At 57.9% G+C, this 23,924-nt stretch carries 16 protein-coding genes and 2 pseudogenes; 6 read left to right on the top strand and 12 right to left on the bottom strand.

Annotation, left to right across the window (positions count from 1 at the left end; translation table 11 throughout):
• Positions 1–126: 126 nt before the first annotated feature.
• The 3 genes and pseudogenes from QN224_RS25935 to QN224_RS25945 all read right to left on the bottom strand — a co-directional run bounded on the left by QN224_RS25935 (position 127) and on the right by QN224_RS25945 (position 2,539).
• Entirely contained in the window at positions 127–1,170 is a 1,044-nt protein-coding gene (locus tag QN224_RS25935; RefSeq protein ID WP_283978950.1) for a GlxA family transcriptional regulator, read from the bottom strand.
• Between the two features lie 72 nt (positions 1,171–1,242).
• Positions 1,243–1,794 (bottom strand): annotated as a pseudogene (locus tag QN224_RS25940) (proline racemase family protein); the annotation flags it as partial.
• The gene (locus tag QN224_RS25945; RefSeq protein ID WP_283978951.1) at positions 1,688–2,539 is read right to left on the bottom strand and encodes a hypothetical protein; all 852 of its coding nucleotides are present in this window, start codon (positions 2,537–2,539) and stop codon (positions 1,688–1,690) included. The gene QN224_RS25945 and the pseudogene QN224_RS25940, both read right to left, overlap by 107 nt.
• 698 nt (positions 2,540–3,237) lie before the next feature.
• On the opposite strand from QN224_RS25945, the pseudogene QN224_RS25950 reads away from it, so the two are divergent.
• A pseudogene (locus QN224_RS25950) lies at positions 3,238–4,466 on the top strand (hypothetical protein).
• A 265-nt stretch (positions 4,467–4,731) separates the two neighbouring features.
• Here QN224_RS25950 and QN224_RS25955 read toward each other — a convergent pair.
• Positions 4,732–5,622 carry a LysR family transcriptional regulator gene (locus QN224_RS25955; protein WP_283978952.1) on the bottom strand — a complete coding sequence of 297 codons (891 nt, stop codon included), beginning with the start codon at positions 5,620–5,622 and terminating at the stop codon, positions 4,732–4,734.
• A 108-nt stretch (positions 5,623–5,730) separates the two neighbouring features.
• On the opposite strand from QN224_RS25955, the gene QN224_RS25960 reads away from it, so the two are divergent.
• On the top strand, positions 5,731–6,009 hold the full coding sequence (locus tag QN224_RS25960) for a helix-turn-helix transcriptional regulator (protein WP_283978953.1): 279 nt from the start codon (positions 5,731–5,733) through the stop codon (positions 6,007–6,009).
• A gap of 24 nt (positions 6,010–6,033) precedes the next feature.
• Here the strand turns inward: QN224_RS25960 and QN224_RS25965 are convergent, their stop codons facing one another.
• The 5 genes from QN224_RS25965 to QN224_RS25985 form a co-directional block, all read right to left on the bottom strand.
• Positions 6,034–6,243 carry a CsbD family protein gene (locus tag QN224_RS25965; protein ID WP_283978983.1) on the bottom strand — a complete coding sequence of 70 codons (210 nt, stop codon included), beginning with the start codon at positions 6,241–6,243 and terminating at the stop codon, positions 6,034–6,036.
• A 560-nt stretch (positions 6,244–6,803) separates the two neighbouring features.
• A complete protein-coding gene (locus tag QN224_RS25970; RefSeq protein WP_283978954.1) occupies positions 6,804–8,453 on the bottom strand; it encodes a serine protease in 1,650 nt (549 codons plus the stop codon).
• Between the two features lie 30 nt (positions 8,454–8,483).
• Entirely contained in the window at positions 8,484–9,407 is a 924-nt protein-coding gene (locus QN224_RS25975) for a hypothetical protein (RefSeq protein WP_283978955.1), read from the bottom strand.
• Between the two features lie 48 nt (positions 9,408–9,455).
• The gene (locus QN224_RS25980) at positions 9,456–10,076 is read right to left on the bottom strand and encodes a glycoside hydrolase family 108 protein (protein ID WP_283978956.1); all 621 of its coding nucleotides are present in this window, start codon (positions 10,074–10,076) and stop codon (positions 9,456–9,458) included.
• Between the two features lie 710 nt (positions 10,077–10,786).
• Positions 10,787–11,449, bottom strand: coding sequence for a hypothetical protein (locus tag QN224_RS25985; protein ID WP_283978957.1), 663 nt, complete (start codon positions 11,447–11,449; stop codon positions 10,787–10,789).
• 585 nt (positions 11,450–12,034) lie between these two features.
• On the opposite strand from QN224_RS25985, the gene QN224_RS25990 reads away from it, so the two are divergent.
• Both QN224_RS25990 and QN224_RS25995 read left to right on the top strand, forming a co-directional pair.
• A complete protein-coding gene (locus tag QN224_RS25990; protein WP_283978958.1) occupies positions 12,035–13,357 on the top strand; it encodes an autotransporter outer membrane beta-barrel domain-containing protein in 1,323 nt (440 codons plus the stop codon).
• A 1,126-nt stretch (positions 13,358–14,483) separates the two neighbouring features.
• Positions 14,484–15,512 carry an autotransporter outer membrane beta-barrel domain-containing protein gene (locus tag QN224_RS25995; protein WP_283978959.1) on the top strand — a complete coding sequence of 343 codons (1,029 nt, stop codon included), beginning with the start codon at positions 14,484–14,486 and terminating at the stop codon, positions 15,510–15,512.
• Positions 15,513–15,542: 30 nt separating this feature from the next.
• On the opposite strand, the gene QN224_RS26000 is transcribed toward QN224_RS25995, so the two are convergent.
• From QN224_RS26000 to QN224_RS26010, 3 genes are all read right to left on the bottom strand, one after another.
• Positions 15,543–17,873 (bottom strand): toll/interleukin-1 receptor domain-containing protein, encoded by a 2,331-nt coding sequence (locus QN224_RS26000; RefSeq protein ID WP_283978960.1) that lies wholly within the window; start codon positions 17,871–17,873, stop codon positions 15,543–15,545.
• 935 nt (positions 17,874–18,808) lie between these two features.
• Positions 18,809–19,393, bottom strand: coding sequence for a hypothetical protein (locus QN224_RS26005; protein WP_283978961.1), 585 nt, complete (start codon positions 19,391–19,393; stop codon positions 18,809–18,811).
• Entirely contained in the window at positions 19,390–21,090 is a 1,701-nt protein-coding gene (locus QN224_RS26010; RefSeq protein ID WP_336621127.1) for a toll/interleukin-1 receptor domain-containing protein, read from the bottom strand. The genes QN224_RS26005 and QN224_RS26010 overlap by 4 nt, the downstream gene beginning before the upstream one ends.
• Before the next feature lie 594 nt (positions 21,091–21,684).
• Between QN224_RS26010 and QN224_RS26015 the strand changes: the two genes are divergently transcribed.
• Positions 21,685–22,623 (top strand): hypothetical protein, encoded by a 939-nt coding sequence (locus QN224_RS26015; RefSeq protein ID WP_283978962.1) that lies wholly within the window; start codon positions 21,685–21,687, stop codon positions 22,621–22,623.
• Positions 22,620–23,891: a hypothetical protein gene (locus tag QN224_RS26020; protein ID WP_283978963.1), complete on the top strand. Its 1,272-nt coding sequence runs from the start codon at positions 22,620–22,622 to the stop codon at positions 23,889–23,891. The genes QN224_RS26015 and QN224_RS26020 overlap by 4 nt, the downstream gene beginning before the upstream one ends.
• Positions 23,892–23,924: the final 33 nt, after the last annotated feature.

Raw genomic sequence — 23,924 nt, forward strand, 5'->3', positions numbered from 1 at the left:
TGAGGAACGGCTCCCTTCGACCCATTGCAGTCATCCGTGCTGGATGAGCAGGCGCCGCCTAAACTTCGGTCAAAGCAGACGTAGATGGAGGGATCCCGGAGGCTCAGCGCAGCAACCGCAGGGAAGTTAGCTTAGAAGAGCGGCTTCTTGAGGCGCCTCCTGAATGCGTGCTGCGGAATCTCTGATTTCTGCGGGCGTTCGCCCATAGGTGCGCCGAAACTCTTTCGTAAAATGCGAGGTGTTCACGAACCCGACGTCGAGCGCGACCTCGATGATCGGTTTCTTACTCGTCAGCAGAATCTGCCTCGCCCGGTCCAACCGCAGGCGTCGGAAACAAAGAGCGGGAGACATCTTGATCTTTTCGGTGAACAGCCGCTCGAGTTGGCGCCTCGAGAGCCCGACCGAGGTCGCGAGCTGCTCGATGGTCATGCCACCTTCAAGATGCTGTTCCATATTTATCAGAACGGCCGCGACGCGGGAATCGTTGACGTACTCGCAGAGCGGCTGTCGCGTCTGAATGTCGAACTGCGAACGGGCCTTTTCGATCTGCAGCACTTCAAGCGCATTCCGCTCGGCATCCCGACTGATGTGCCGTCGCACAAGGGCAGCCGCCAGATCCGCGGCACTGCTTCCGCCTGCACAAGAGCCGCGCTTGCGGTCCAGGTTGAAAAGCCGGTCCGATCGAACTTCAAGGTCGGAAAAACGTTCGCGGAATTCATGATAGTGGAGCCAACTCACACATATGGCGTGTCCTTTCATCAGGCCCGCTTCCGCGAGAATGAAGGAACCGGTGCAAAGGCCGATCAGGGGGACCCTTTTGGAAGCGGTGAGCTTGAGAAACCGGATGGTTTCATGGTCGACCGGCTGTTCAACAGTAAGAAGGCCGCCGACGACAACAATATAGTCGAACTGGCCGGGATCGACGAAGTCCGAAGTGGGAGCGACCTGAACACCGCAGCTCGAGGTGATCAGGTGCCTCGTGCTGCCGAGGACCTGCCAATCCGCGAGCACTCGGCCCGATCGGTCGAGCTGGTCGCTCGCGAGCCGGAGGGTGTCGACGAACAGCGCAAAGGCCGACAGCGTGAACGATCGCGCGAGGACGAAGCCGATTTTCAGGCGGTGCGCCTGCGGTGCGCCTCCCGGCGCCGAGGAGTGAACGGAATGTCCCATGTTACTCTGGCTCCTCTCGTTGCGTCCGAACGAAACTGCGTGTAGGCGGCCTCTCAGCGTTAGCCACCACGATCATCTGATCTGAAATCCGTGGGCCAAAGGATCGCGGTCGTCGACGAAGACCGTATTGTGTCCGGTGATCCGCGCCCATGCGCCGATGCTCGGCATGATGCCTCCGTGGGTTCCGACGTTAGCGGCCGCTTCGACCCGTCCTTCGAATATCGTGCCGATCAGACTTTCATTCCGATATGTGTCGCCGACCTTCAGCCGCCCTTTTCCTTGCAACTGCGCCATGCGGGCGGACGTTCCGGTTCCGCCAGGCGACCGGTCGATCGCCTTGTCGCCATAGAAGACCGCGCCGCGGCCGTCGGCGTTTTCGCTGCTTGGGCGATCGCACCAGATCGCGTGGTGGACGCCGCGAATCCTCTCATCGTCGGGGTGCACGGGATCGCAGACCTCCGCAAGCGCCGTGCGGAGCTTCTGGCTGAGGCCGACGATCTCGGATGCGGTCATGCCGTCAAGACCTGCCCAATTCGCTTGCGGCTCGACCACCGCATAGAAGTTGCCGCCATAGGCAATGTCCACGACCAGCGATCCGACGTCTGGCACATCGACTTCGATGTCGATCCTTGCGGTGGTCGGCCAGAAACAAAGGATCAAGGATCTCCAGGGTGGCGTCAATCGCAGAGAAGGTCTTTCCCGTTCCGGGCGGGCCATACAGAATCTGGTTTAGCGGCTGATTGGACTGCTGTTGAAATTCCACTGTGTTCGATCCCGATATTCCAATGTTTGCGTCAGCGGTCTCATAGGCATCGCACAGCGCGATCAGGGTGGCCATATCGGGGACCACGACCTTCACGATTGCTTCGCCGAGAGCGAGCTGTGGTGCGTTTGCCTGCAAATTGCTGCTGCGGGATCTGTCCGCCTCATATTCCTCAATGTCGCGAAGTCCGGGGACATTATTCAACCAGTCACCAGCGCTCAGGTAAATTGTCGTCTTCTGCCGTTCCAATTCGAGCGCCAATTGGCCGCCGTCGGACGCTTGATATCCGGCAATCTTCTGAGTTGGAGGCTTGATCGGCGCAAAGCGTTCATGGTTATCGAAAAATGCCTTGGCATCAGCAGGAGAAAGCTCTGTACGCACAATTTGTTGGGCTACGTTCCAAACTTGATCCGCATAGTCAAACAGGCCCGACCAAGTGTCGCGCGGAGCGTCCGCCTGCACGCGATTAGCCAACACCTGCTTTTGCAGTTCCGAAGCGCGCTTTTCACCGCTTCCGAGATAGGCGCGCAGGTACTCGGCTTTGAAAATGGGAAGCACACACGGAGCCTGGCGGTTTTGATAAAGAAATGCCAGTTTCCACTTCACTGCTTGCCCTAGATCGGCTCGGTCCACTAACCGAAGCTCGCCACCCCGCGCGGCGGTCGCAATCTCAACTATTATAGCTCTGACCCTCTCGAAGGCTTCTCTGGCAGTTTTTCCGTACTTTGCATACCAAGCATAGTCTGACCCATAGTAACGGCTTTCATTAGATTCCGAACTTAAATGCAGATCCTCCCCAAATGGATCCTACACTTTCCGTTCGTGTTTCTAGCCAATACACAAAACAGTCCTGATCACCGGCAGCACTGTACTCTTCCAAATTCATATTGGCCAAACTTTCCAGTGGCCAACGATCCAAGAACGCGGACCAATCGGCCTCGCGACTAACAACTGCGTTGTTCATATGATCTCATTTGGTTGTAAGATTTCGACAATTCGCCCACGCTATGCGGCCAAATTTCACGTGTCCAGCAGCGAAGCGAAACAACGCACGCTACGTCGTAGGAAAATCGAATCTTTTGATCTAGTTCAGCGGCTGATCGTGGCCGGCAGCAGCTGAATAGTCCGGCGTCTTAGGCGTCGCCCTGCAGGTGTAGAATTACGCGAGAACGGACGCCTCGCCCGAAACGGATGAGTTGTAGGCGCTCGTCAGAAGGGGTTATCTGCTGTTCATCGTTCCAGGAATAGATAGTACACGTCCGGTCACTGTACGCCTGTAATGTTATTACATTAAAGGAGTAATTATGTCCGAATCTGCTCTCGCAACCCTCGGCGCGGCCGCCATCCTTTCGTCCGTCTCGCTGTTTGCCCTTCCTTCCCTCGCCGATGACGAGGACACCTGGAGGTTGTTCATCGCCGATCACACTCTGCCTGTCGTCCGAGCCGTCGACGTCGAGACCGGGAGGGAAATCGGGCGCTTCGACAGCGACGGTTACGCCGCTCTTTCGCTGAGCCAATCAGGAAAAACGGTCTTCGCCGTCCAAGGGGAAGGGAACGTCGTCCATGCAATTGACACCGGCGTCTCGCTCTCCGACCACGGCGAGCATCGCGACATCGAGCTCTCCGATCCCAAGCTGCTCGCGACGACGATCAAGGGCGAGAAGCCCGGACACGTCGTTCCCCATGGCGACGATATCGCCGTCTTCTACGATCGCGGCGGAAAGTTCGACCTCCTCAAGGAGAGCGCCCTCAGCACCGGCAACGTGGAGATTAAATCCTTCGACACGACTGCCGCACATCACGGCGTCGCCGTCTCGATGGGTCGGTATCTCCTCGTCTCCGTTCCGGACATGAGAGTGACCGTGAAAGAAGGCGACCTGCCGCCGCGACTTGGCCTAAGGGTTCTCGGTAATGACGGCAAACAGGTCGGAGACGTCGCGACCTGCACAGGGCTTCACGGCGAAGCGACGTCAGCGCGCCTCGTGGCCTTCGGATGCGCGGAAGGGGTGCTCGTCGTCCGGCCCGGCGGCATCGATGGTCCGAAGCTCGAAATGCTGACCTACCCGTCGTCGCTGCCGGAGGGAAAGGTCTCGACGCTGCTGGGCGGCACATCCATGCAGTTCTTCCTCGGCAACTACGGCGAGGACAAGATCGTGCTAATCGACCCGGACAGCAAGGATGAGCACTACCGGTTGGTCGAGCTACCGACACGCCGCGTCGATTTCGTGCTCGATCCGGCGCAGCCGCGCAATGCCTATGTCCTGACCGAAGACGGCAAGCTCCACCTGCTCGATATCGTCAGCGGCAAGATCACCAAGGCGGAAACCGTCACCGAACCGTACAGCAAGGACGGTCATTGGCGCGACCACGGCCGCGGCTGGCGGTGCCGGGCGATCATGTCGCCATCACCGACCCGCGTCACAGCCTTGTGCGCCTCGTGAATGGTGAAACGCTGAAGGAGACGCGCACGATTGCCGTGGAGGGCCAACCCTTCGCCATCGTCGCAGCCGGTGGTTCGGGCGCAACCCACTGATCGCAGACCCACTGCGAGACCCGGCACGGGTGTCACGCCGACGGTCCGCTTCAGCGAGAAGTGCCAGGTACTACGGTATCGCCGAGAACGGCGATACCGTAGTCTGGGACACCGGCCTTCGGTCGCCTCGCCGGCTCGTATCGCCGCTCAGGCACCAACGGCCGGCTCAGCCCGCTGGCGGTATCAGCCGGGAACCGGGACCGCCGGTAAACCGCTCCGCTCGATCAGGAGAAATCACCTGTTCCGATCGAGGCACACTGCCCCCTCACCTTCCTGGCCGCGCCAGTGAGCGGACAATGTCGATGATGTCGTCACGGCCGGCGGTCGGATCCTCCTTGTTCCAGGCGACCCCGAGCTCGATCCGAAAGTCGACGCCCGTCACCTTCCTCAGTTCGAAATTGCGGTTCGGCATGCCTTCCGTCCATTCCGGCGCAAAGCCGATGCCGAGGCCGGCGGAGACCAGCGAGACGAGCGAGAAGGTGTCGTCGCAGGTATAGACGATGTTCTTCGTCAGATCGTGCTCCTCGAACACTGAAGCAAAATAACGCTCGGTGTAGGAGAGATTCGACCGGGAAAAAGAAATGATCTTCTGGTCCCGAAGATCCTCGATGCCGATCTCGCTTTGGACGGCAAGCGGGCTCGTCTTTTCCACCGCTAAGAGATAGCGCTCATGCGCGATCGAGAAAAAGCGCAGCGAGCCAATGTTCTCGACCGGCCTTATGAAACCGAGATTGATCTGGCCGTTCTCGAGGTTACGGACGATGTCGCTGGTGCTGCCGCTTGCGATATGCAGCTGGATCTCCGGATACTTTCTGGCAATGCGGGCAAGGAACGCCGGCAGCACGCCGATAGTGGCCGGATAGACGGTTCCGATCTTGATCGTCTTCACCCGCTTGCCGGCAACGGATCGCGCCACTTCGGCGGAGAGATCGACCTCGCTCAGGATCCGGATACAGCGGTCGTAGAACACCTCCCCTGCCCGGGTCAGCGCCACGCGCCTGGTCGTCCGGGTGAACAGCTGGACGCCAAGTTCCTTCTCCAGCGCTTGCACCTGGTTGCTGAGTGCCGGCTGGGCAATGTGCACCCGCGCCGCCGCCCGGCCGAAATGCAGCTCCTCGGCGACCGCAACGAAATAGTTCAGCTGGCGCAGTTCCATGTTACCGACGTCCCTGGCGAGCATTTGTCCAAGCCGATGCACGCCTTGATCGCTTTCATAGTTCTATAATACGTGGTTTCATAAAATGTCAAATGCTGTTTTGTTCGCATGGACGTACGGCAGTTGGTTGCATTGAATCTTCGGCGCTTGAGGGTCGCGAAGGAGATATCGCAAGACGACTTGGCACTTGCTGCCGGGATAGAGCGATCTTACGCCGGTCATTTGGAACGCGGCAGCAAGAACCCCACCATTGCTACGCTGGATAAGCTTGCAATGGCTCTGCAATGTCATATTTCCGAGCTGTTCGCAGAGTTGCCGGCGGGCACAACGGAGATCGGGCCCCTCAAGAGTGGCCGAAGAAGTTCCAAGCCCAGAAAATCAAGGTAACGGGGATTGCGAGTGCGTTAGGCGTTACCAATCCCAGGTCTGGCGATTATACCAATCGTCGATGTCGCGCCGCGCACGGTCCTTTTCGATGCCGTAGCGCTCCTGGATCTTGCCTTCAAGCTGGTCGCGGTTGCCGGCGATCCGGTCGAGGTCGTCGTCAGTGAGCTTGCCCCACTGCTCTTTGATCTTGCCTTTAACCTGCTTCCAGTTTCCTTCCACGCGGTTCCAGTCCACATACTGTGGTACCGGCGAGCTCTCGGTGACTTCCTGGGCCGCAACCCACTGGACATGTTCGTGAGGGGAACGGACGGTGCCGTTTATCAGAAGTGGTGGGACGGTGCGCGCTGGAAGGACTTTTTCAACCACGGCGGCTTCGTGCGCTAAACGACTCCAGGCAGCGGGCAAACGGGTGATGCTGTTGTCTTATGCGGAGGTGGTCAAGTCCTCGCTGAATGTCGTTGTGCCAGCTGCGGCGCGTTAGTGCGGCAAGCAGGCTGATCATCGCTCGGGCGTCGCCCCCTCCAGCACCCCGACCAACGCCGCAATCTCGTCCCACCGCCGGTGAAGTCCGAGAGCGGCGAGGGCACCGTGTCGACCTGCTTCCCGTCCTCCAAGCCCATCCTAATCTGGTATTTTCCAGCTCAGCCCGGTCCAGAAAACGGGAAGCAGGTCGCTCGCGCGCGGCGCAGCAGGTTGTGACATGCACGACATCGCGGGCACCGTTCTTCTGCCTCTCCTGGGCCATTGCTGGGCGCATGCGCGGCGTCGTTCTCCGGATGACTAGACTGAGGCACTTAGCGTTCCGTCGACTGAGTACCTTCCCCTGTGGAGCTGCGCGCAATCGCCTCCTTGATCGAATGGATCCATATCCCCTCATTAGCCGCGTAGGTTCCCTGCTTACCGTTCAACTTTGGCATGAAGTCCGCCCCTGCATGGTGGAGACCGATCACGTCCCAATTCGCCGAGAAAACCGGACTGCCGGAGCTTCCCGGTTCGGTCGGAGCTCGGTAATGCAAGAGAACTCGCCCGGCGATCGTCGGCTTGCCGGTGGTCGGACCTTCATGGTCCAGCAGTCGATTGTCCTGAAGCGAGAAGCTGAGCTCGCCCCCAAGCGGATGGCCGATCACGTAGACCCGCTGATCCTCATCTGTCACGGGAAGCGATTGCGACACGGGACAAGGCTCTATCCCGACCGGCGGTTCCACAAAACGCAGCAGACTGGCGTCCAGGAGTTCAGGTGGCGAGTTCCATGCAATCTCACGCACTCGATGTCGCCGCGCAGTCCGGTCTAAATCGGCTGTTGCTTCGAAGGCTGCGGATGCCTTGTCGCTTCGGAGCACTCCCCTCTGCTCTGGGGAATCGCTCACCACGTGAGCATTGGTCAGCAGAAAGAGTTCGTCGCCGAGCGGTTCGTGGAGGTCGCGACCGCGGACCAGAAATCCGGTTCCGACGCCTCGCCCATCCGGCTGACGGATCAGCGCAACCGAGCGTGCCCGGTCCATCGCCGTCCGCACCCACCAGTACGTCTCACCCAAACTTGACCCGATTACCTGCTCGAAGGACGCCACGTCCGCTGCAGCTGTGCGTTGGACCTGCTGCGGTGTAAGGCTGAGCATGCCGGACCTGTTTCGAAGCAATGCGGCTCTAAGAACGGCAATCACAGCTCCCGTTTCGCCCGCATCCGCGCGAAGCCTCCATACCTCGGTGAACTGGCGCAGGGTCCCGGCGATCTTGAAAGCGTCGACATCGGCCGCACTCAGGTACTCTTTCAGCCAGCGCTGCACCCCGGCCAGATCACCACGCGCGAGTGACAGTTCAGCGGCAGAAGCATAGTCCCACGCCTCAAGTGTGCCTGCCGACCAGCGCTGCTCGACTTCGCGACGCAAACCCTCAATAAGGCTGTCTTTTCGCGGGAAATCTGAAATCTTAACACCGTCGCGTTCAGCCCGGGCCAACAAGGCGACCAGATTGACCCCGTGCCAGATCTGCGTTGGGTCACGGTCAAATACCTGACGATAGGCAGCAATTGCAGCCTCCAACGCATCCTCTGCCATTCCCAACTTGGAGCCGCAGGCATCAATGTAAATCTGTTTGTAGGCGCGTCCGAGCAGCCCCTGAGCTTCGTTCCACTCCCTCGCTCCAGGGGGCGCTCTCTTTACCAGGTCCTGAAGCATCGCGATTGCTGCAATGAGTTCGCCGCTCTCGATCAGGGCCTGGCTGTAATGCCGGTAGACAACGTCCTCTCGCGATCCGAGGCGCAATAGATTGTCGGCCAGCCGCTTTAGCGCGCCCATGTGCCGGTGCTTTCGAAGTCCACCCAGCACCTGTCGAGCGATCTCTGGTTCCGGAACTACGCTCCCGTCCCTCAGGCGCTCGATCCAGGCGCTGCATGCCGATTCAACCTGATTTTCCTCAAGGCTCGCGGCCGCTACGAGAACCTTCATTGCCTCTGCCGAGCAGTTCATCGGCGTTCCCTATAGCTTCAGCAATCTCCGGAGCTCCGACCTGAACAGTTGCCCTTCGAAATACTTTCTCAGGCTGTGACGCCACAGACCGCTATTAGGCGCATGGATGTCCCTGACCACATCAAGTCCTCCGCGACGAAAATCATTAGCCAGTTCCGGATCGAGTGCTGCGACGACATCGAGGCGATCGAAGATGTTTATCCAGTCACCTTTAATTTTTTCGCTGGGGAACCCATCCGATCGCGTCCATTCTGGCGTGAGCTTGTCCTGTACCTCATCGATGCCGAGCGGACTGCCGAGCGTCATCAGGGCGTCGACGGCAGGGCACTCCGGTACCCGCATTAGACAGTCATAAGCGATCACGGTGCCCATGCTATGGCTGACGACCACATGGGGCCGCCCCTTTTCGGCGCCAGCTGCGATCTTTTCAATGAAGCGCCGCCGAATCTCGCGCTGAACCTGGTAGGTCTCACCTGGTCGGGGTGTCCAGGCCACGTTGAAAAGATAGTGATGCACGTCGCGCAGAAAAGCAGCAAGGAAGCGTTGCTTAAGCGCCCAAGGGAGAGGAAAGCGCTCCTCCACGCGTGAGGCGAGACCAGCCCGATATTCTGGCTCGTTCAACGCCGGATCCTCAAGAAGCAGCCGTCCTGCCAGTCTGGCGAGCCACTCGGGGTCTGCCGCCCCATCCACTGTTATCGCTTGCCCAACGTGGTCGACGTCGCTCTTCAACGCCTCCAGCTCATCTGCACTTTCGTGAGCCGCGACATTTGGATCGGGTGCCGGATAGAGCACATCGGCCCAGTAGACCATCGAGCTGCTCACGCCCTTCGCGCCGAGGTCGATCCCTGTCCCCTGTGGACCACCCGCCAACGCTCGTCGCCAGAGTCTCAGGAGCGCGGACTCCTCCGGCTTCTGACCGATGCCATGGATCATCGTAACATGTGCCATGCGTCCGCCTCTCTTCTCTAGGGGCCGCCTCCGCTAATCCCAGTGTTCCAATGGCGCGCTTTCCGGCAAATCGGGAATTCGAGCGATGTAGGGCATATCCCCGAAGTCTGGTTTTTGTGGAATGTGTTCGAAACCCGGCAATCCGATCTCACGGCGAAGATCGTTCAACCGGTTCATCCAACCCCTTAGAAACTTAGATTGTCCTGGTGCCTCGGAAAATCTCCTGTACAGACCTTCCCGTATTTGAGTGTAATGAGTCAGCGTCGTACCGAGATCGCAGGCATCGCAGGCACGTTTCGTCGTGGGTCCGAACTGCCCATCAACCCGCGTGCCAACAGCCTCCTGAAGAATCCGAATCGCGCGGCCGGTTCCCATGTTCACCGCTGTGTCGAACTGCGCCAAGTCGAGGTTACGCCTCAGCAAATCACATCCCGCAGGAATCCAGTAGTTGCCATCGTATATGGCCTGAACCTCCTCATCGCCGATCTGCTTGACGTCCCGCGAAGGCTGACCGATGCCCCTCCGCCAATCGTTGTAGACCTTCTGCGTGATTCCTCTATTGGTGCGACCGCCGCGGTCATCGGGATCGTCAACGAAGCCGCCCTCCCACTTCATGATGAAACGCATCGAATCTGGCAGATTTTCCCTGGCCATGCAGATCCTCCCCACAATCGAAAGCCGGAGCAAGCCAACGCGAACCAAATTACAGCCTCTTTGGCCCCGCACTGATCTCACCTGCTTTGGTCCCTCCCCGCAGTTGCTCGTAGTTCACGAAGGACGGCCTCAGCTCAGTTGTACCTTCAGCCCGCGGTATTGCTCGAGCAAGTGGCATCTAGCCTCAGCCGTTCACGGCGCACTGCACGGGGGCAAGCGTAGCTCCAACGGCGCTGAAAATTACAGCTGAACCCTGATCCGGCCCGAAGCTCGCGATCACGGAGCCGCTCCGACAAACGCCAAAGCATTTCCGGGACCACCCGGCAATGCTGCGATCACTTGCGGTGTTCGGCCACCCATCCGGAACCAAATTCGTTAATCCTCCATAAGAAGGCTGACGCTCATTGCCGTATGTATTCACGGCGACGCGCACGTACATGCGATAATGCAGAAGGGCCGCTTATCGGCTACAGCTGCTTTCAACTTCTGGGTCAACCTTCCCGACGACATCGCGATCCCTGCAGGCAAATCGTTGGTCTAGCAGATGTTTGCGCTTACTTGCGGAGGTCACTAATTTCCTAAGATTCACGCCAGATAATCTTAATCGTAACATAGCATTCCTAAATTCGCCAATGACCATGGCGGAACATCAATTCTCGTCGGGAGATTGTCTGCCCCACCCTGATCGAGACGAGGTTGGAAGCGAGCGGCTACTGGTCTGACGCTAGATCCGCCGGCGTAAAAATGTCCGGCGTGTTCGAGACACTTGCACGGTCGACGAGATCGGCCGTCCCGCCGGGCCCATCGCCCTGTTGGCCGTCCCAGAGAGCGATCAAATGAACCGCGCCATGCTGCTGAGCGCGCTCAAGCAGGTGGACATTGCAGGCGCTGTATGCGTCCTCCGACTGCGGCAAGTTCATGATCTCGCGCCGCGCCTCGGATGTCGTGTTCCACAGGTCCCAGAAGCGTCGCTCCCAATCGCTCCCGGGAATCCCGCTCACCGACGTCTGGACAAAGATCTCCGGAGCGAATGGTAGCACGATCGTCGTCGGGATTTGAACGGCCCTGCATTGTTCGTGGAACAATATGTCCCCGCCCTGAGCGCTGCTCGCAAACCCCATAACAGAGCCCTTCTCTGAGGTTGCGTAGGGTGCAATTGCAGTAGCAATGCGTGCTGCAGCCGCCGTCTCCAGTTCAGAGGGAAAACGCGCCTTCGGCCGGGCCGGTTGGTCAATCATATGGCCGGTGAAAAGAATAGAAACCGCCATCGCCGCTCCGATCCGGGATCTGCACGAGACCAACAGAATATTCAAAACGCCGCAGTGTACACGAAGGATAACAAATTTCAGCTTGCGCGACCCCAGCAATTGCATCGCGCGTTCACAGGCCCTGGGTTCTTCGCGGGTCCTACGCTTCAGCTGAAGGCAACGCCGTCGCAAATTGAGACACGTACTCCTTGACGCAGACCCGCTTGCTCACTGCCCGGTTGTCCCCTTACTCCATCCTTGCACCTTTCGGATCGGTTCCTGCCTCGGAGTCTGGGCGCCATCTACACACTGGAAGGTTTCAGTCGCAAACCAGCGGGCTGTAGTACCGATCCACGCCGGGCGCTCCCACTAAATTGGCGGCTGTTGTTTTTGTGCATCCTTCGGCTGCAATCTAGAGGAGCAGCCGAATAATATGTTGTCTTCCTTAAAAATGATGTGATCATCGATCCGGTGAAAGCTTGACCCGCCGTCGGATCATCACTTTCTTCCCGGAACCAGATTACGGGACGTCAACGCGTCGAGGGGGACGTGATGCGAACAAAACTGGTAACAGCGACGACTTGCGCCTGCGTTCTGTATTCTAGCGGTGGCTATGCCCAAAGCGCTCCCACTCCTCTTAGGCATAATTTCGAGACTTACAGCCAGGCGCTGAGAATTCTTCTCGGACAGGGGGAGGAGCCTTGCAAATTCGTGAACAACCCGGCCGCCGTTCCCAATCTTATCGGACCTAATCTTGCGCGCCATTGCAGACCAGAGGAGACTAACTTGTCGGGCGGATCGGTTATTGGGGGCAGCTTATCCTCCCTTCAGTCCACTCGAACCGTGTCACAGTTTGATGTGAGCCGGCGGAGATCCGAAGAGTGCGATCCTACTAAAGACCCGGAATGTAGAAGACCCGCAAGCGATACCACTTCGAGTTACTTTTATCAGGGAAACGTATCCGGCAGCGTTTTTTCCAGTATGCTCGATGGTGGGGATGGGGTGCGGAATGCGAATGCACTTATCCCGTTCGATGGTTTCAGCGTTTTTGGTCAACTCGAATATGGAAACTATCAACAGGCGCCTACCGTCTACGAGCCTGCGTGGGACGTCGACACCTTCAGCGCGGAATTCGGCGCAACTTGGAACATCTCATACGAAAGCATCGTAGGTTTGAAGGGAACCTACTCGACGGGAAACGGCTCATATTCGGGGCCAAACACCGTGTTGATCAGGGAGCAGGGTACGGGAAGATTTCTGTCTGCGAACTTTGAAGACGTTTGTGGCATCCCTAATGAAGGTGATGTCGACACTGACGAATTCGGAGGATCTGCGTTCTACCAGACTGAGATCCTAGAGAATGGCTTCCTTACCGCCGAAGTCGGCGTCAGTAGAGGCCGTCAAAAATACCGCAACAGCTTATGTACAATCGACGCAGCGATTGACGACACGCAGCCAGGTGAGCTAGGCCCCGCCAATGTCACCGCCGGCATCATCAGTGGAGATCCTGACTATGTTGGATTTTCTGCGGACATTCACACGGGGTATGATTGGGATCTCAGTGGCATCACTATCGGCCCTCGGTTCTCATTGAATACTTGGTGGAAGAGCATTGATGCGTACTCAGAAACGGAAAAGGCCGGCGGTCGACAAGGTGTTCCGATCACCGGCGCCAGCCTTCGTTATGAAGAGCAGGATATTTCATCTGTTCAAACACGAATCGGCTTTGCTGTATCCACGCCGTTCGTTTTTGATGCGCTAACCGTCCTTCCATTCTTGCAGTTCGATTACATTCATGAATTCGCGAATGACCAACGAACTATACACGCGAGTTTTGTCGAGGATCGTCGGCCCAATCCCTTCGCCTTCACTTTCAAATCCAATCCGCCGGACCGTGACTTCTTTGAGATACGCAGCGGCGTGGTCGCCGAAATCTTCAATGGAGGGGTAGCCTACATCGACGGACGGGCCATCGTAGGCCATGACTGGGTCGACAATTATGGCGTCAAAGGTGGATTAAGAATTGCGTTTTAAGGTGCGCCCAGAGACTGGGCCTCAAGCTGTTACTGCTGCAAAACTAGTAAGTTCATCGTGCCTGGCGATCAGTTATTCTTCGTCGTCTCGATGTGGACAATGTCCGGGAACTTCTAACAAATCGCGTATTAGCTCTGTGAAGTGATCATTTGGCGCCGACAATCACATCTTGAGCAGCGCAAGATCGCGTTACCGCAGACGAAACGCTTTGCCCGCGGGGGATATCCAGCAAACCGTTTCCGATGATCGAGTACGCCGGTGGCGCCGAAGTAACGCTTGTCGATCTCTGCGCGGCCGTGGGCAGTTGATGAATGGGACTAGGAGGTCAGAAAACCGAGACAACGAGCCGGGTTCCAGAGTTGGAAACCGCCGCACCGTAAGGCGGCGGTGTTATGACGGCTTGCCACCCTTGCATTGTTTCGTCTCTCGCGCCGTTGAGGGCCGCGACGCAGAGTATACCAAGAGGTTCTGTTTTAGCGATTGTTGTCTTTACGCATCCCTGCTCGGAATTAGAAAAAGAGTGGGTCCATTATATTGCCTTTACTTGAGAAATCGCGATTATCGGAATCAGTGAGAGGGCGATACGGACGGCAGAATGCTTTTCATCTCCCCGCGAGCCAGGTCTGCGGGGCGTCAACGCGTCGAGGGGGACGTGATGCGAGCAAAACTGGTCATCGCAGCAACTTGCACAAATCTTCTGTTTTCGAATGGGGCACATGCGCAGAGTGCTCCCCTTAGGCATAATTTCGAGACTTACAGCCAGGCTTTGGGATTTCTCCTTGGGGCGGGGCGCGGTACTTGCAACTTTATCCCTCAGACTGCAACTGGTAACCCCATCATCCCTGGACCTGGACTTATCGGGCCCAATCTTTTGCGGCATTGCAGAACGCTCGATCAGGAGACGAACTTGTCGGGCGGGTCGGTTATTGGGGGCAGCTTATCCTCCCTGCAGTCAACTCGAACCGTGTCACAGTTTGATGTGAGCCGGCGGAGATCCGAAGAATGCGATCCTACTAAAGACCCGGAATGTAGAAGGCCCGCAAGCGATACCGTTTCGAATTATTTTTATCAGGGAAGCGTATCGGGCAGCGTTTTTTCTAGTGTACTCGCCAATGGTGGAGGGGTTTTGAACGCGAATGCACTTATTCCGTTCGATGGTTTCAGCGTTTTCGGTGAGCTCGAATATCAAAATTATCAGCAGTCGACCACGATCTATGAGCCTGCCTGGGACATTGACACCTTCAGCGCGGACCTTGGCGCAACTTGGAACATCTCGAGTGACAGCATCGTAGGTTTCAAAGGAACTTACTCGATGGGTAGTGGTGGATATTCGGGGCCAGAAACCGTCTTTCTCAGGGCGCCGGGGGTTGGTTCTGGGGTGTTACCCGTCGACTACGAAAATGAATGTGGCGTCTCGAATGAGGGGGCCGTGGATTCTGATGAATTCGGTGGGTCAGCATTTTACCAGACTCATTTCCTAGACAATGGATTCTTCAACGCCGAGGTCGGCTTCAGCAAGGGCCGTCAAAAATACCGTAACGGCTTTTGTACAATCGACGTCGCAGGTGAGACAAACCCCCCATTCAACCTAGGCCCTCGAAATACATCTGCGGGCATTATCAGTGGCGATCCTGACTATATTGGCTTTTCCGCAGACATTCACACGGGATACGACTGGGATCTCGGTGGTATTGCCATTGGTCCTCGGTTTTCATTGAATACATGGTGGAAGAGCATTGACGCGTACGCTGAATCGGAGGCCGCCGGCAGTCTCAACGTTCCGATCACCGGGGCCAGCCTTCGTTATGAAGAGCAGGATATTTCCTCGGTCCAGACACGAATCGGCCTGGCTGTATCGAAGCCATTCGTTGTCAACGCGCTAACCATCGTTCCATTCATTCAACTGGATTACATCCATGAGTTCGCGAATGATCAACGTACCCTTAGAGTGAGTTTTGTCGAGGATGGGCGTCCGGATCCCTTCTCCTTCACTTTCAAATCAAACCCACCGGACCGCGATTTCTTTGAGATACGCAGCGGCATGGTCGCCGAAATCTTTAATGGGGGGGTGGCGTACATCGACGGGCGTGCCATCCTAGGACACGACCTTGTCGAGAATTATGGCGTCAAAGGGGGGTTGCGAGTTGCATTCTAAAGACATGCCCAGAGGCCACGCCTCGAGCTGTCATTTTTGCAAACTCGTAAGTTCATCCCGTTTGGCGAGTAGGTACTCTTCATCCTGTTGATACTGAACAATATCCGGGAACTTTGCACGCAAATCGCGGATTAGCGCTATAGCAAGCTGAATTTCCTCCTGGGCGCCCCCTATGTTTCCCCGTTGTTGGAAGAGGTTCGCAAGCGCAGAATGGACCTTAGCAATCTCACGCAACCATATTGGCTGCGCTTCATTGCGGCTTGTCAGCTCCTCCAAAAGCAACAACGCTTCTCGTAGTGAACGTTCCGCGCTATCGCTCTCCCGCCTTTCCATCGCAACTTCGCCGAATTGAACCAATGCAACAGCCAAGTCGAGCTTGTAGAACGAGCGCTCCGCATCCACTTTTAGAATAACGCGGCGATCGGCGATCGCTTTGGCGTACCACCGCGCAGAGTCCTCCAATTTTCTCGTATCGCCCCCACGCTTGTAGGTCGCGAAAGCTATTTGACCTTGCCTTTCCTCGAGCACGCTCCGATCTCTTAACCATTCCTGATTAAGAGGATCGTTATTCAGAATACGCTCGGCGATCTCGAAAGCATCTCGAGCGTATTGTTCCGCCTGGCGCAAGTTCTCCAAGGATCTCGTGATATCCGCCTTATCTGCTAGACGGAGGTGGGCGCTCGCCAGTCGCTCCAGCAGAAGAGAGCGGTCCCGTTGCCAGTCGCGTCGCGAGGAATCGGATCTTGTGAGCTTATCAGAGATGAACAAAGCCTGCTCATAGGCCCTTAGGGACTTGGCAACATCCATTTCCACCGAAAGAACCATATCGCCGAGCCTCGTCAACGTGACCAGCTCAGTTCGCTGGTACTCGGTGTTTTGAGGTTCGGCGGAAACTAAAGCCTTCGCAGTGTTCGCAGCTTCCTGCTGTCGCGACAGTGCATCGGGACGACGGTCCATCTCCACGAGTGTCGTCGCCAGAGAGGAAAGCGCAGCCATCAGATCTCCGCGGTCTGATGGCTGGTTCCTCTTTTGCATGAGCGACCTAGTTGTCTCCAGGCATTTTTCGTATGAGGCCGCGGAAGCCATCAGCTTCCCCCATTGATAATTGTATCCTCCCAGCCGGCAATGTCCTTGGGCCAATTCCCGAAGCCATAACAGGCCACCTGTCTTGACGAACCATGCCTGCGACAAGGCAATCCTTGATTCCCCTGACGCGATTGCTTCATTGAACCTCCCTGCATAGTTTTTTTCCCGCCCTACCACGTCGAGTAGTTTCAATCGCAACATCGCAAGCGCCGCGGGATCGGGTGTTGCAGACAGGCCGATCCATTCCAAAGCCGATGGGAACCGTGGCTCCAGCCGACCTAATGCTGTTGTCGTCTCCGCGATGAGAGGCGCGACCTTCTGTTGCGATTGCTCATCGCCAACAAGGTTAAACAATTCGGCGAATTCTAGATTAAGGCGCGCCCGTTGAAACACGAGCATCGGCGAAGTGTCGTCGTCCGAGATCAGTTTGCCGAAATCCACCTCCGCAGATCTCAGCAGCTCATGGATCACGTCTGACGGCACCCCATATCGATCTCTATATTTGATAGTGGCCCCTATTTGCCTGGCGGCGCTATCGACGGCGCCTTGCAGGCGTCGCTCGGCCGCCCTACTTTGCGCCAACGCTATCCATGCCCCTACACCCGCAACAACGGCAAGGAAAAGCATCCCGACAGCAATGGCTTGCGCGACGCGACGTCGCCGTCGATCCACCTCAGCCTGTCTCTGCGTGAGTTCGGCAAGGGAAACACCAAGTAGGGTCGCGATGATTTTTAGCTTCGCTAGATTAAACCCGTCGCCGCCTCGTCCGTCCGCAGTCGGCTCCTGGATGTCTGCAGCCAAAGGCTCGGTGAAGGAGCCATCACCGCTGCGTAGGCCGACCAAAGCCTTTGGAAAAGCTCCCTGCGGCTCTCGGCCGGGATCGTTAACGGTAGGCACACCGCGCACGATCACCGCGATAATGTTGCCAGACCGCCCGAGCTCCTTAAAAAAGGAAATCTCCTTGTCTACCCACTGTGAGTTGGCGGCTGCGGGACTGCAGAGCACTAACAAATATTCCGAGTTCTCCAGGGCTTCGCGGATCGTTTGACCGAGGTCTGCAGAGGCCTTTAGGTCAGATCGATCCCGAAAGATTGGCGAGACCCGCTCGTTCCTATATAGCCCTGGCCTGCGGAGTGGCTTAGGTATCCGGTATGACTCCAGCGACCTTTGGAGTTTTTCTGCCGCCGAGCGATCCGAAGAGGAGTAACTAATAAATGCCCGAAACCTATAGCCCGCACCACCCTCCCGGATCGGGATTGCGCCTTCGGATTTCATCCCAAAAAGGGTCCGCGCCGCACGCACGTTCAGCCCCCTTGGTGCTCGTGCCGCAAGATAGACCTGACTATACCACCCTGCCCTCCACCTAGGCGAGAAAAAATCCCAGGCTGCCCGACCGTGACGGTGGGCGTCACACCCCAATAGCCTCCGTTGAGAGCGAAGGAGATTTGTTCGTTCGTGGGACTCACCGAAAATGCCCACCCAGCACCTCGTCGGTCATGAGTTGAGTGGCGCGGGGCCCTCGTGTCCCCCGACCAACCCCAAGCGGTGACGACGGCGCTCCGCTTGTCGTCCGGGCCCATGTTTAGCGGGAAGAGATTGAGGGTCCAGAGCATTTCGGCGACCAGCTTGCAGGCGCTCGGCGATGCCTCACCGATCTGCCGCTCAAGCTTTGACATGGAAGCCATCCCTGACGGGTCGTCCATTGAACCAAGCGTCAACCTCGGTGAGGAGCGCGGGAGTCCAAAGCTGCTCGCCGTCGAACAGCGAGCAGTCCGTCCTAAGGCACCGGTCCAACCACATCGCCGCCGCGCGCAGGGTGGCTTCCGAGTTCGGATAATATGGACCGTATCTCGACTGCTCGCTCCCGCGCCGAATCTACCCTAGAATTTAAGATGCGGCGCCACGCTCAACCATGAATTTGGGGCAACCCGCCGTTTGTCGATCGGCGACGATCGCGGTATCGGAGGGGCTCTCGGCGGCCCATCGTCGGGCATTACCTCCGGCGCCTCAGGTCGGACGTGTCTGCGAGTTGGCGAGCCACACCCGTCGGGCGCCAGGCCAGTAGTTCGTGGAACAGGCGGGCAGTAAGCGCCACGCTCGCCATGTCCAAATTCGGCATTTCAGTTGAGCGGGTCTCGACATCAATTCCGATCGCCTGGACTGCCTTCGTGAACCCACATCGTGAACCCGAGCGCGGTAGGAACGGCGGCTCAACGAGTTGAAGGTAGCGGTTCTAGTGTCGCGGGTTCATACATTTGCATTTGCTCGAAAGAGCTGTTGAGGACTTTTTCGTACTTGTAAAATTGGTCGGCATGAATGGCATAGGTTGCCAAAACGGCGAGCCGCGAGGTTACGGTCGCCAGGTACCGGGTGTCGTAGTTTGGAATCTCGCTACCATGGTGGCGACCGTCAATCCAAGTTCTCCCGCCGAGCTCAATCTCGCGAACGTAGAGGGGCTTCGACAAAACTTCATGTCCATCTTTCGTCTTTACTGGTAGCGGCATCTTCAGATGTTCCTTGTAAGCATCCAACGTATCCATAGGGCCGCGAAGCTTCGCGGTGGTGATGATAATGGTACCTTTTGGCCCGTCCTCGTCAGGGCTGCAGACCGTTTCCGTACCCTCGATGTCGCACTCCCATCCCACCGGAATCGGCCATTCGAAGAAGGTCGTACGAAAATACCGCGGCGGCGCCCTTATGGCCAAAAAGGCTAGGCCGGAACCAACAAGCAGCAGCAGGCCCGAGGTCAGGACCATTGCAACATAAAAGCGTGGATGGAGGAGCACGCGGCTCATGGTGTGCCTGTCTGGCGTAGGTTGGAGATATGCGCCGAAATTTCGGCGCGTATCGCCTCCAGAGACTTTCGCATGTCATTCGAGATGCCTTCGGACGACGTGAGATAGCGGTTGGCCATTGCCCGCGCAGCCTCGCAGATCATGAGAGCCTTAGTCTTCTGCCCGTCCGCGGCGAGGGCCTCGCAATGGACGGAATGGGCGATCACGACTTGGTCGGCGTTGCGCTTGACGTCGGATGACTGCACAGTTGCCATACGGTCCCATAGAGTAACCGCCTCTTCGGCCAGGCGCACAGCCTCGGGAGTGTCGGCTAGCCAGCTCTGTTTGAGCCAGGCCAACCGCCTCAAATAAACGGCACGATCAATCAGCGACTGCGGGACATAGTCGTTTTCCAGCGCGCCGTTAGCCTGCAGCAGCCGGACATCTGCTGCATCGCGCATGATCCTTTCCGATCCCTGCCAGTCCTTTCGGGCCTCGTGGCGGGCGATTACGTCCCATGTGACGTACTCGTGCGTCGACCTGAGATCGTCTAGATCGGGCCTCAGCTTGACCAACTCAGTGATCCGGTCGAGTAGGTAGTCGCCATGGGCGTCGATATCGACTGCAGTCTTTGGATCGCACTCCCCGATGGTTTCGGGATTGTCTACAAGCCGCGCAAAGGCCTGTTGCAGCGCATATGCCGCGGCCCTGATCTGTAGCGCCTTAACGCCGTCTGACTGTTGCTTGATCTCCCGAAGCATGCCGTCACGCCAGTCGCAGATTACGCGCGTGGTCGTTGCAGGGCGCTGGGTGTCGTCGGCCGCTAATACCCGTCGATGGAAGCAGATTGCCCGTTCCTCGGGTCCGGTAAGATCGCGCCTTTCGCCGGCTAGGCTGTCCATCAGGTCGCATTGGGTGGCGATGATTGCGTCGCGTTCGGCCGGATCCAGGCGCGACCGACTGGTCTCCTGGATCATGCCGCCGATCGCGAAGACACCCTTTTCGATGGTCAACGACACTTGGTAGGCATTGTAGAGCGCGAAGGAGGAGAGAGCGGTGGCGAACAGGATGGCACCGGCCGCGGTTCCGCTCCAGCCCGCAATACGGGCTTGGCGGTTCTTCTCATCCCGTCGTATGATTTCGTCGAAGGGAAGACCGAGCAGGCCGGCCACCACCTTGGCGGTAGCACGCTGACGACCATCACCTTGATCGCGCGCATCCGCGGCGATCGGCTCCGTCGGCACCGTTCGTCCGGCGTAGTCCGGATCGGGATCGACCAGGAGTGCCGGTGGAAAGCAGTTATGTTCCCGATCACCCGGCTCGCCATCAAGGATGATAGGGATCACACGTGTCGCGCGACCGATTTGCTTAAAGTGGCGGATCTCCGAATCCACGTGCGGGCTTTTCGCTGCGCTGCGCGAACAGACGACAATCAGGGCCTCGCTGTCCTCCAGCGCCGCAGCCGTGGCCACCCTGAGCGAACTACCCCCCGAAAAGTCATCCCGATCGCGAAATATCGGCCGGAGCGTTGAGGGCACCCTGCCGAAGCTGCATTCCCTCCCGATTAGCTCGCGCGGGATAGACCAGGTCTCAATCCGCCGATGCAGCCAGCGCACAAAGGCCTCGTCAGAGTGACTGTAGGAGATGAAAGCCCGATAGCGCAGAGTTTCACGCATGTTACTTGGCCACGGAGCGGCAAGCGCGAAAAGCTGCCGCATGTTATTGCAACATAAAACCCCACATTGCACATTTCTACAAGTGAATGCTAACAAGCCGGATATTTAGGCTTCTGTGCAGGCACCAGCCCTAACAAAGTCGCCAACAAACCTGGGTTATTCAAAAGGCCTGATCTCAGTCTGATTTTCTGATTGCCAGCGGCCGTAGTTTGCAACCTGGGTGCCTTGCCTTTGAGGGGCAGTCACGGCAACGAAGAAACGGCAGTTGTTTCTGCTCTCCGGGGCGCAAAGCGGCGGTCTTGCCTTTACTCCACTCGCTCCGGGTGGGAACCCGACCCTGCCGCAGCTGGGCAGTGGGCTGCGGCTTCAAACGAGGTACCGCACCGCTTCTCATCCGGACTTACTGGCGGAGCCGCCGAACCGCGGCCGGAACGTCCGCGGCTCTTTCCGATCATAATCCGCGCCCGCGCCGCAAGTAGCCGCTGAGGCGAAGTCCTTCTCAAACTCGGCCACTGCCCCTCACCCGAATCGTAGTCACTCAGACACCCGAATTTTACCACCACTCCACTAGCTTGACACCTATCGATCATCGGTTGCAAATACTCATGGGGACACCGGTTTGGGCATGGGTGCTTTATGGCAAAGGCGGGCAATTTTCATTTTGTACGCTCGACGAAAGTCAAAGCCTCAGAAGTTCTGTCCTCGAAGGGCGGTTCTATTTGGAACTCCTGCGCGGCCACGTTTTCTAGGATCGACGCGCTTTGTGGCGAGGGCGCGTCTCGGGTGTTCGCGGAACCGAACGTCAAGAGGGAGGATGGAGGAGACCTTCTGAACGTCGCCTGGTTCGGAAGCTATGACGATGATCCGAAGGAAATGGGTGCGATAGACCGGGCGAAACTGTCCCGTATCGAGGAAGACCTGATCCAACGGCTGGAAGCGCTCAGGCCGGCGCTGCGCGATCCAGAGATCGGGGACACGGTCGCCGCCATGCTGAACGTCTACGGCGACAATTCCATCATGGCCGTCGGAGAGCATGCGATACTCACCAACTGGGGCGCGCTGCCACTGGAGGCCACAAGCTCCGAGGCCGCGTACGCGAAGCATACCGACGGCACAATAGGTCGCTTCTTGAAGACTGATATGGCCGCGCGCCTGCCAGGAAAGCCGTGGGCGAATTCCGGTAACATCGAGCCAAGAGACCAGCCACCCGGCAGGCGCGACATCCCACCATCGGCGCATCGGGGTCCGATGCTGTCGCCGCCGCCCCCCGTTGCCCTAGCGCCACGACCGGTCCGATGGTGGGTCCCGGCAGCACTGGTCGCATTCTTCGGAGCGATCCTCGTCTACACGGCGTGGCCGGGCAATCTGGTCTACGAAACAGCGAGCCCGGCAGACCAGGGCGTTCTCTCCCAATTGGCGACAGACAACGAAAAACTCGCTCAGAACATCACCGATTTGAAAGCCGAGTTCGTCAAGGACGCATGCGCGATCGACCCGAGGTTGGTGGGGCTTCCGCCTCGAGAGGCAGCGCAGACGCAAAATCCGCCAGCGGGCCAGCAGGGTGATGCGCAATGAGCCAGTTCATCACGACGACATCCCTCCTTAACATGCGTCCCGTCGGTTCCGCCGCCGATCGCTCTTTGCCTCGAATGGAGGGGATACTCGAGAGGGAGTTCAAGGGACGCCTTTCGCTCCGGCTTGCCGAACCCGTGGAAAGGAACGACAGAACCGGTGTTGACTGGTACGTCGACAGCGACGACGCTGTTACCCAGCTGACCACCATCCCGCCAGAACTCGCGGATTACTATAGGAGACGCCTCCAGGCGGACGTGTCGGTAATCGCGAGCGCGGCGGCGGGTTACGAGTCGCGGAGCGGCCAAGCCGCCCAAAACACTGCGTCGGCGCTGCGCAACGCGATACAGTTCCCCGGCGACGACAACATCTGGCTTCTGGGAGACGTGTCTTCCGGAAAGGCGGCCATTGTCCTGACCGCCTGGGGCTATGAACCACAAACTTCGGAACTTGCCGGCGGGCGCGGTGACGCCATCAAAAGACCGGTAAAGGTTTTGCCCGAACCCGGACAGGTTCTCATAAGCCAGAACGACGACGAACCCACTCCCCAGGATGTTGGGGGGAAACCGGCTGCGAGAAACTGGCTCGGCATCCTGTCGTCGGGACTTTGGGCGGTCGCGCTCGTTCTGTCTTTTGTCATCGGCTGGTTCCTGCTGCCCGCTTGCGGGATACGGGTGCCTTTCACCGATCGGTACCTCTACGGCTGGGGAGACGGGGCGTTTTGCAGGCAGCTTCCAAATCCGCAGATGGAGGCGAGCAGGAGACAAAGCGATGTGCTGACGGCCGAACTCGGAAGTCTCGCCGAGCAGGTGAAGGTCAAGATCGCTACCTGCATTCCAGCGCCCCCGCCCGACCCGGTAAACGAGGTGAGAGAACGGACCCGTGTGGAAGGGGTCGATCTCAATCCGAACGAGACAACGGTAAGCCTCGTCTGGAACAACACAAACGATCTCGACCTTATCGTCGTTTGTCCGAACGGCGAGAGGATTTTCCACGGCAACAAGAAGGCATGCGGCGGGGAACTGGAGATCGACAAGAACTATCAAACATACAGCCAAGAACCCATAGAACACGTTCGCTTTGGCGAGAGGTCATTGATGCCGGGGCGATATGGCATCGAGGTGAAGTACTACGGTGTAAACGGCGGACAAGCCCCTGGAACAACGCCATTCAAAGTGGTTGTACAACAGAAAGGGAAAGAGCCGATAGTCCAATCTGGCAGCGTCCAGTCCATAAACGATACCAAACTATTGGAGTTCACTGTCCCGTGACGGCTATCTACGAAACAGCTTGCGCCAGGGTGA

The organism is Sinorhizobium sp. 7-81, assembly GCF_030124405.1.
GTDB classification, from domain to species: domain Bacteria; phylum Pseudomonadota; class Alphaproteobacteria; order Rhizobiales; family Rhizobiaceae; genus Sinorhizobium; species Sinorhizobium psoraleae.

Bases quoted from the DNA above. Each gene is read 5' to 3' on its own strand.
- QN224_RS25955 (WP_283978952.1), bottom strand. From the start codon at position 5,622: ATGGAACTGCGCCAGCTGAACTATTTCGTTGCGGTCGCCGAGGAGCTG.
- QN224_RS26000 (WP_283978960.1), bottom strand. From the start codon at position 17,873: ATGAAATCCGAAGGCGCAATCCCGATCCGGGAGGGTGGTGCGGGCTAT.
- QN224_RS26010 (WP_336621127.1), bottom strand. From the start codon at position 21,090: ATGCGGCAGCTTTTCGCGCTTGCCGCTCCGTGGCCAAGTAACATGCGT.
- QN224_RS26015 (WP_283978962.1), top strand. From the start codon at position 21,685: ATGGCAAAGGCGGGCAATTTTCATTTTGTACGCTCGACGAAAGTCAAA.
- QN224_RS25975 (WP_283978955.1), bottom strand. From the start codon at position 9,407: ATGATCCATGGCATCGGTCAGAAGCCGGAGGAGTCCGCGCTCCTGAGA.
- QN224_RS26005 (WP_283978961.1), bottom strand. From the start codon at position 19,393: ATGAGCCGCGTGCTCCTCCATCCACGCTTTTATGTTGCAATGGTCCTG.
- QN224_RS25980 (WP_283978956.1), bottom strand. From the start codon at position 10,076: ATGGCCAGGGAAAATCTGCCAGATTCGATGCGTTTCATCATGAAGTGG.
- QN224_RS25985 (WP_283978957.1), bottom strand. From the start codon at position 11,449: ATGCAATTGCTGGGGTCGCGCAAGCTGAAATTTGTTATCCTTCGTGTA.
- QN224_RS26020 (WP_283978963.1), top strand. From the start codon at position 22,620: ATGAGCCAGTTCATCACGACGACATCCCTCCTTAACATGCGTCCCGTC.
- QN224_RS25935 (WP_283978950.1), bottom strand. From the start codon at position 1,170: ATGGGACATTCCGTTCACTCCTCGGCGCCGGGAGGCGCACCGCAGGCG.
- QN224_RS25960 (WP_283978953.1), top strand. From the start codon at position 5,731: ATGGACGTACGGCAGTTGGTTGCATTGAATCTTCGGCGCTTGAGGGTC.
- QN224_RS25970 (WP_283978954.1), bottom strand. From the start codon at position 8,453: ATGAAGGTTCTCGTAGCGGCCGCGAGCCTTGAGGAAAATCAGGTTGAA.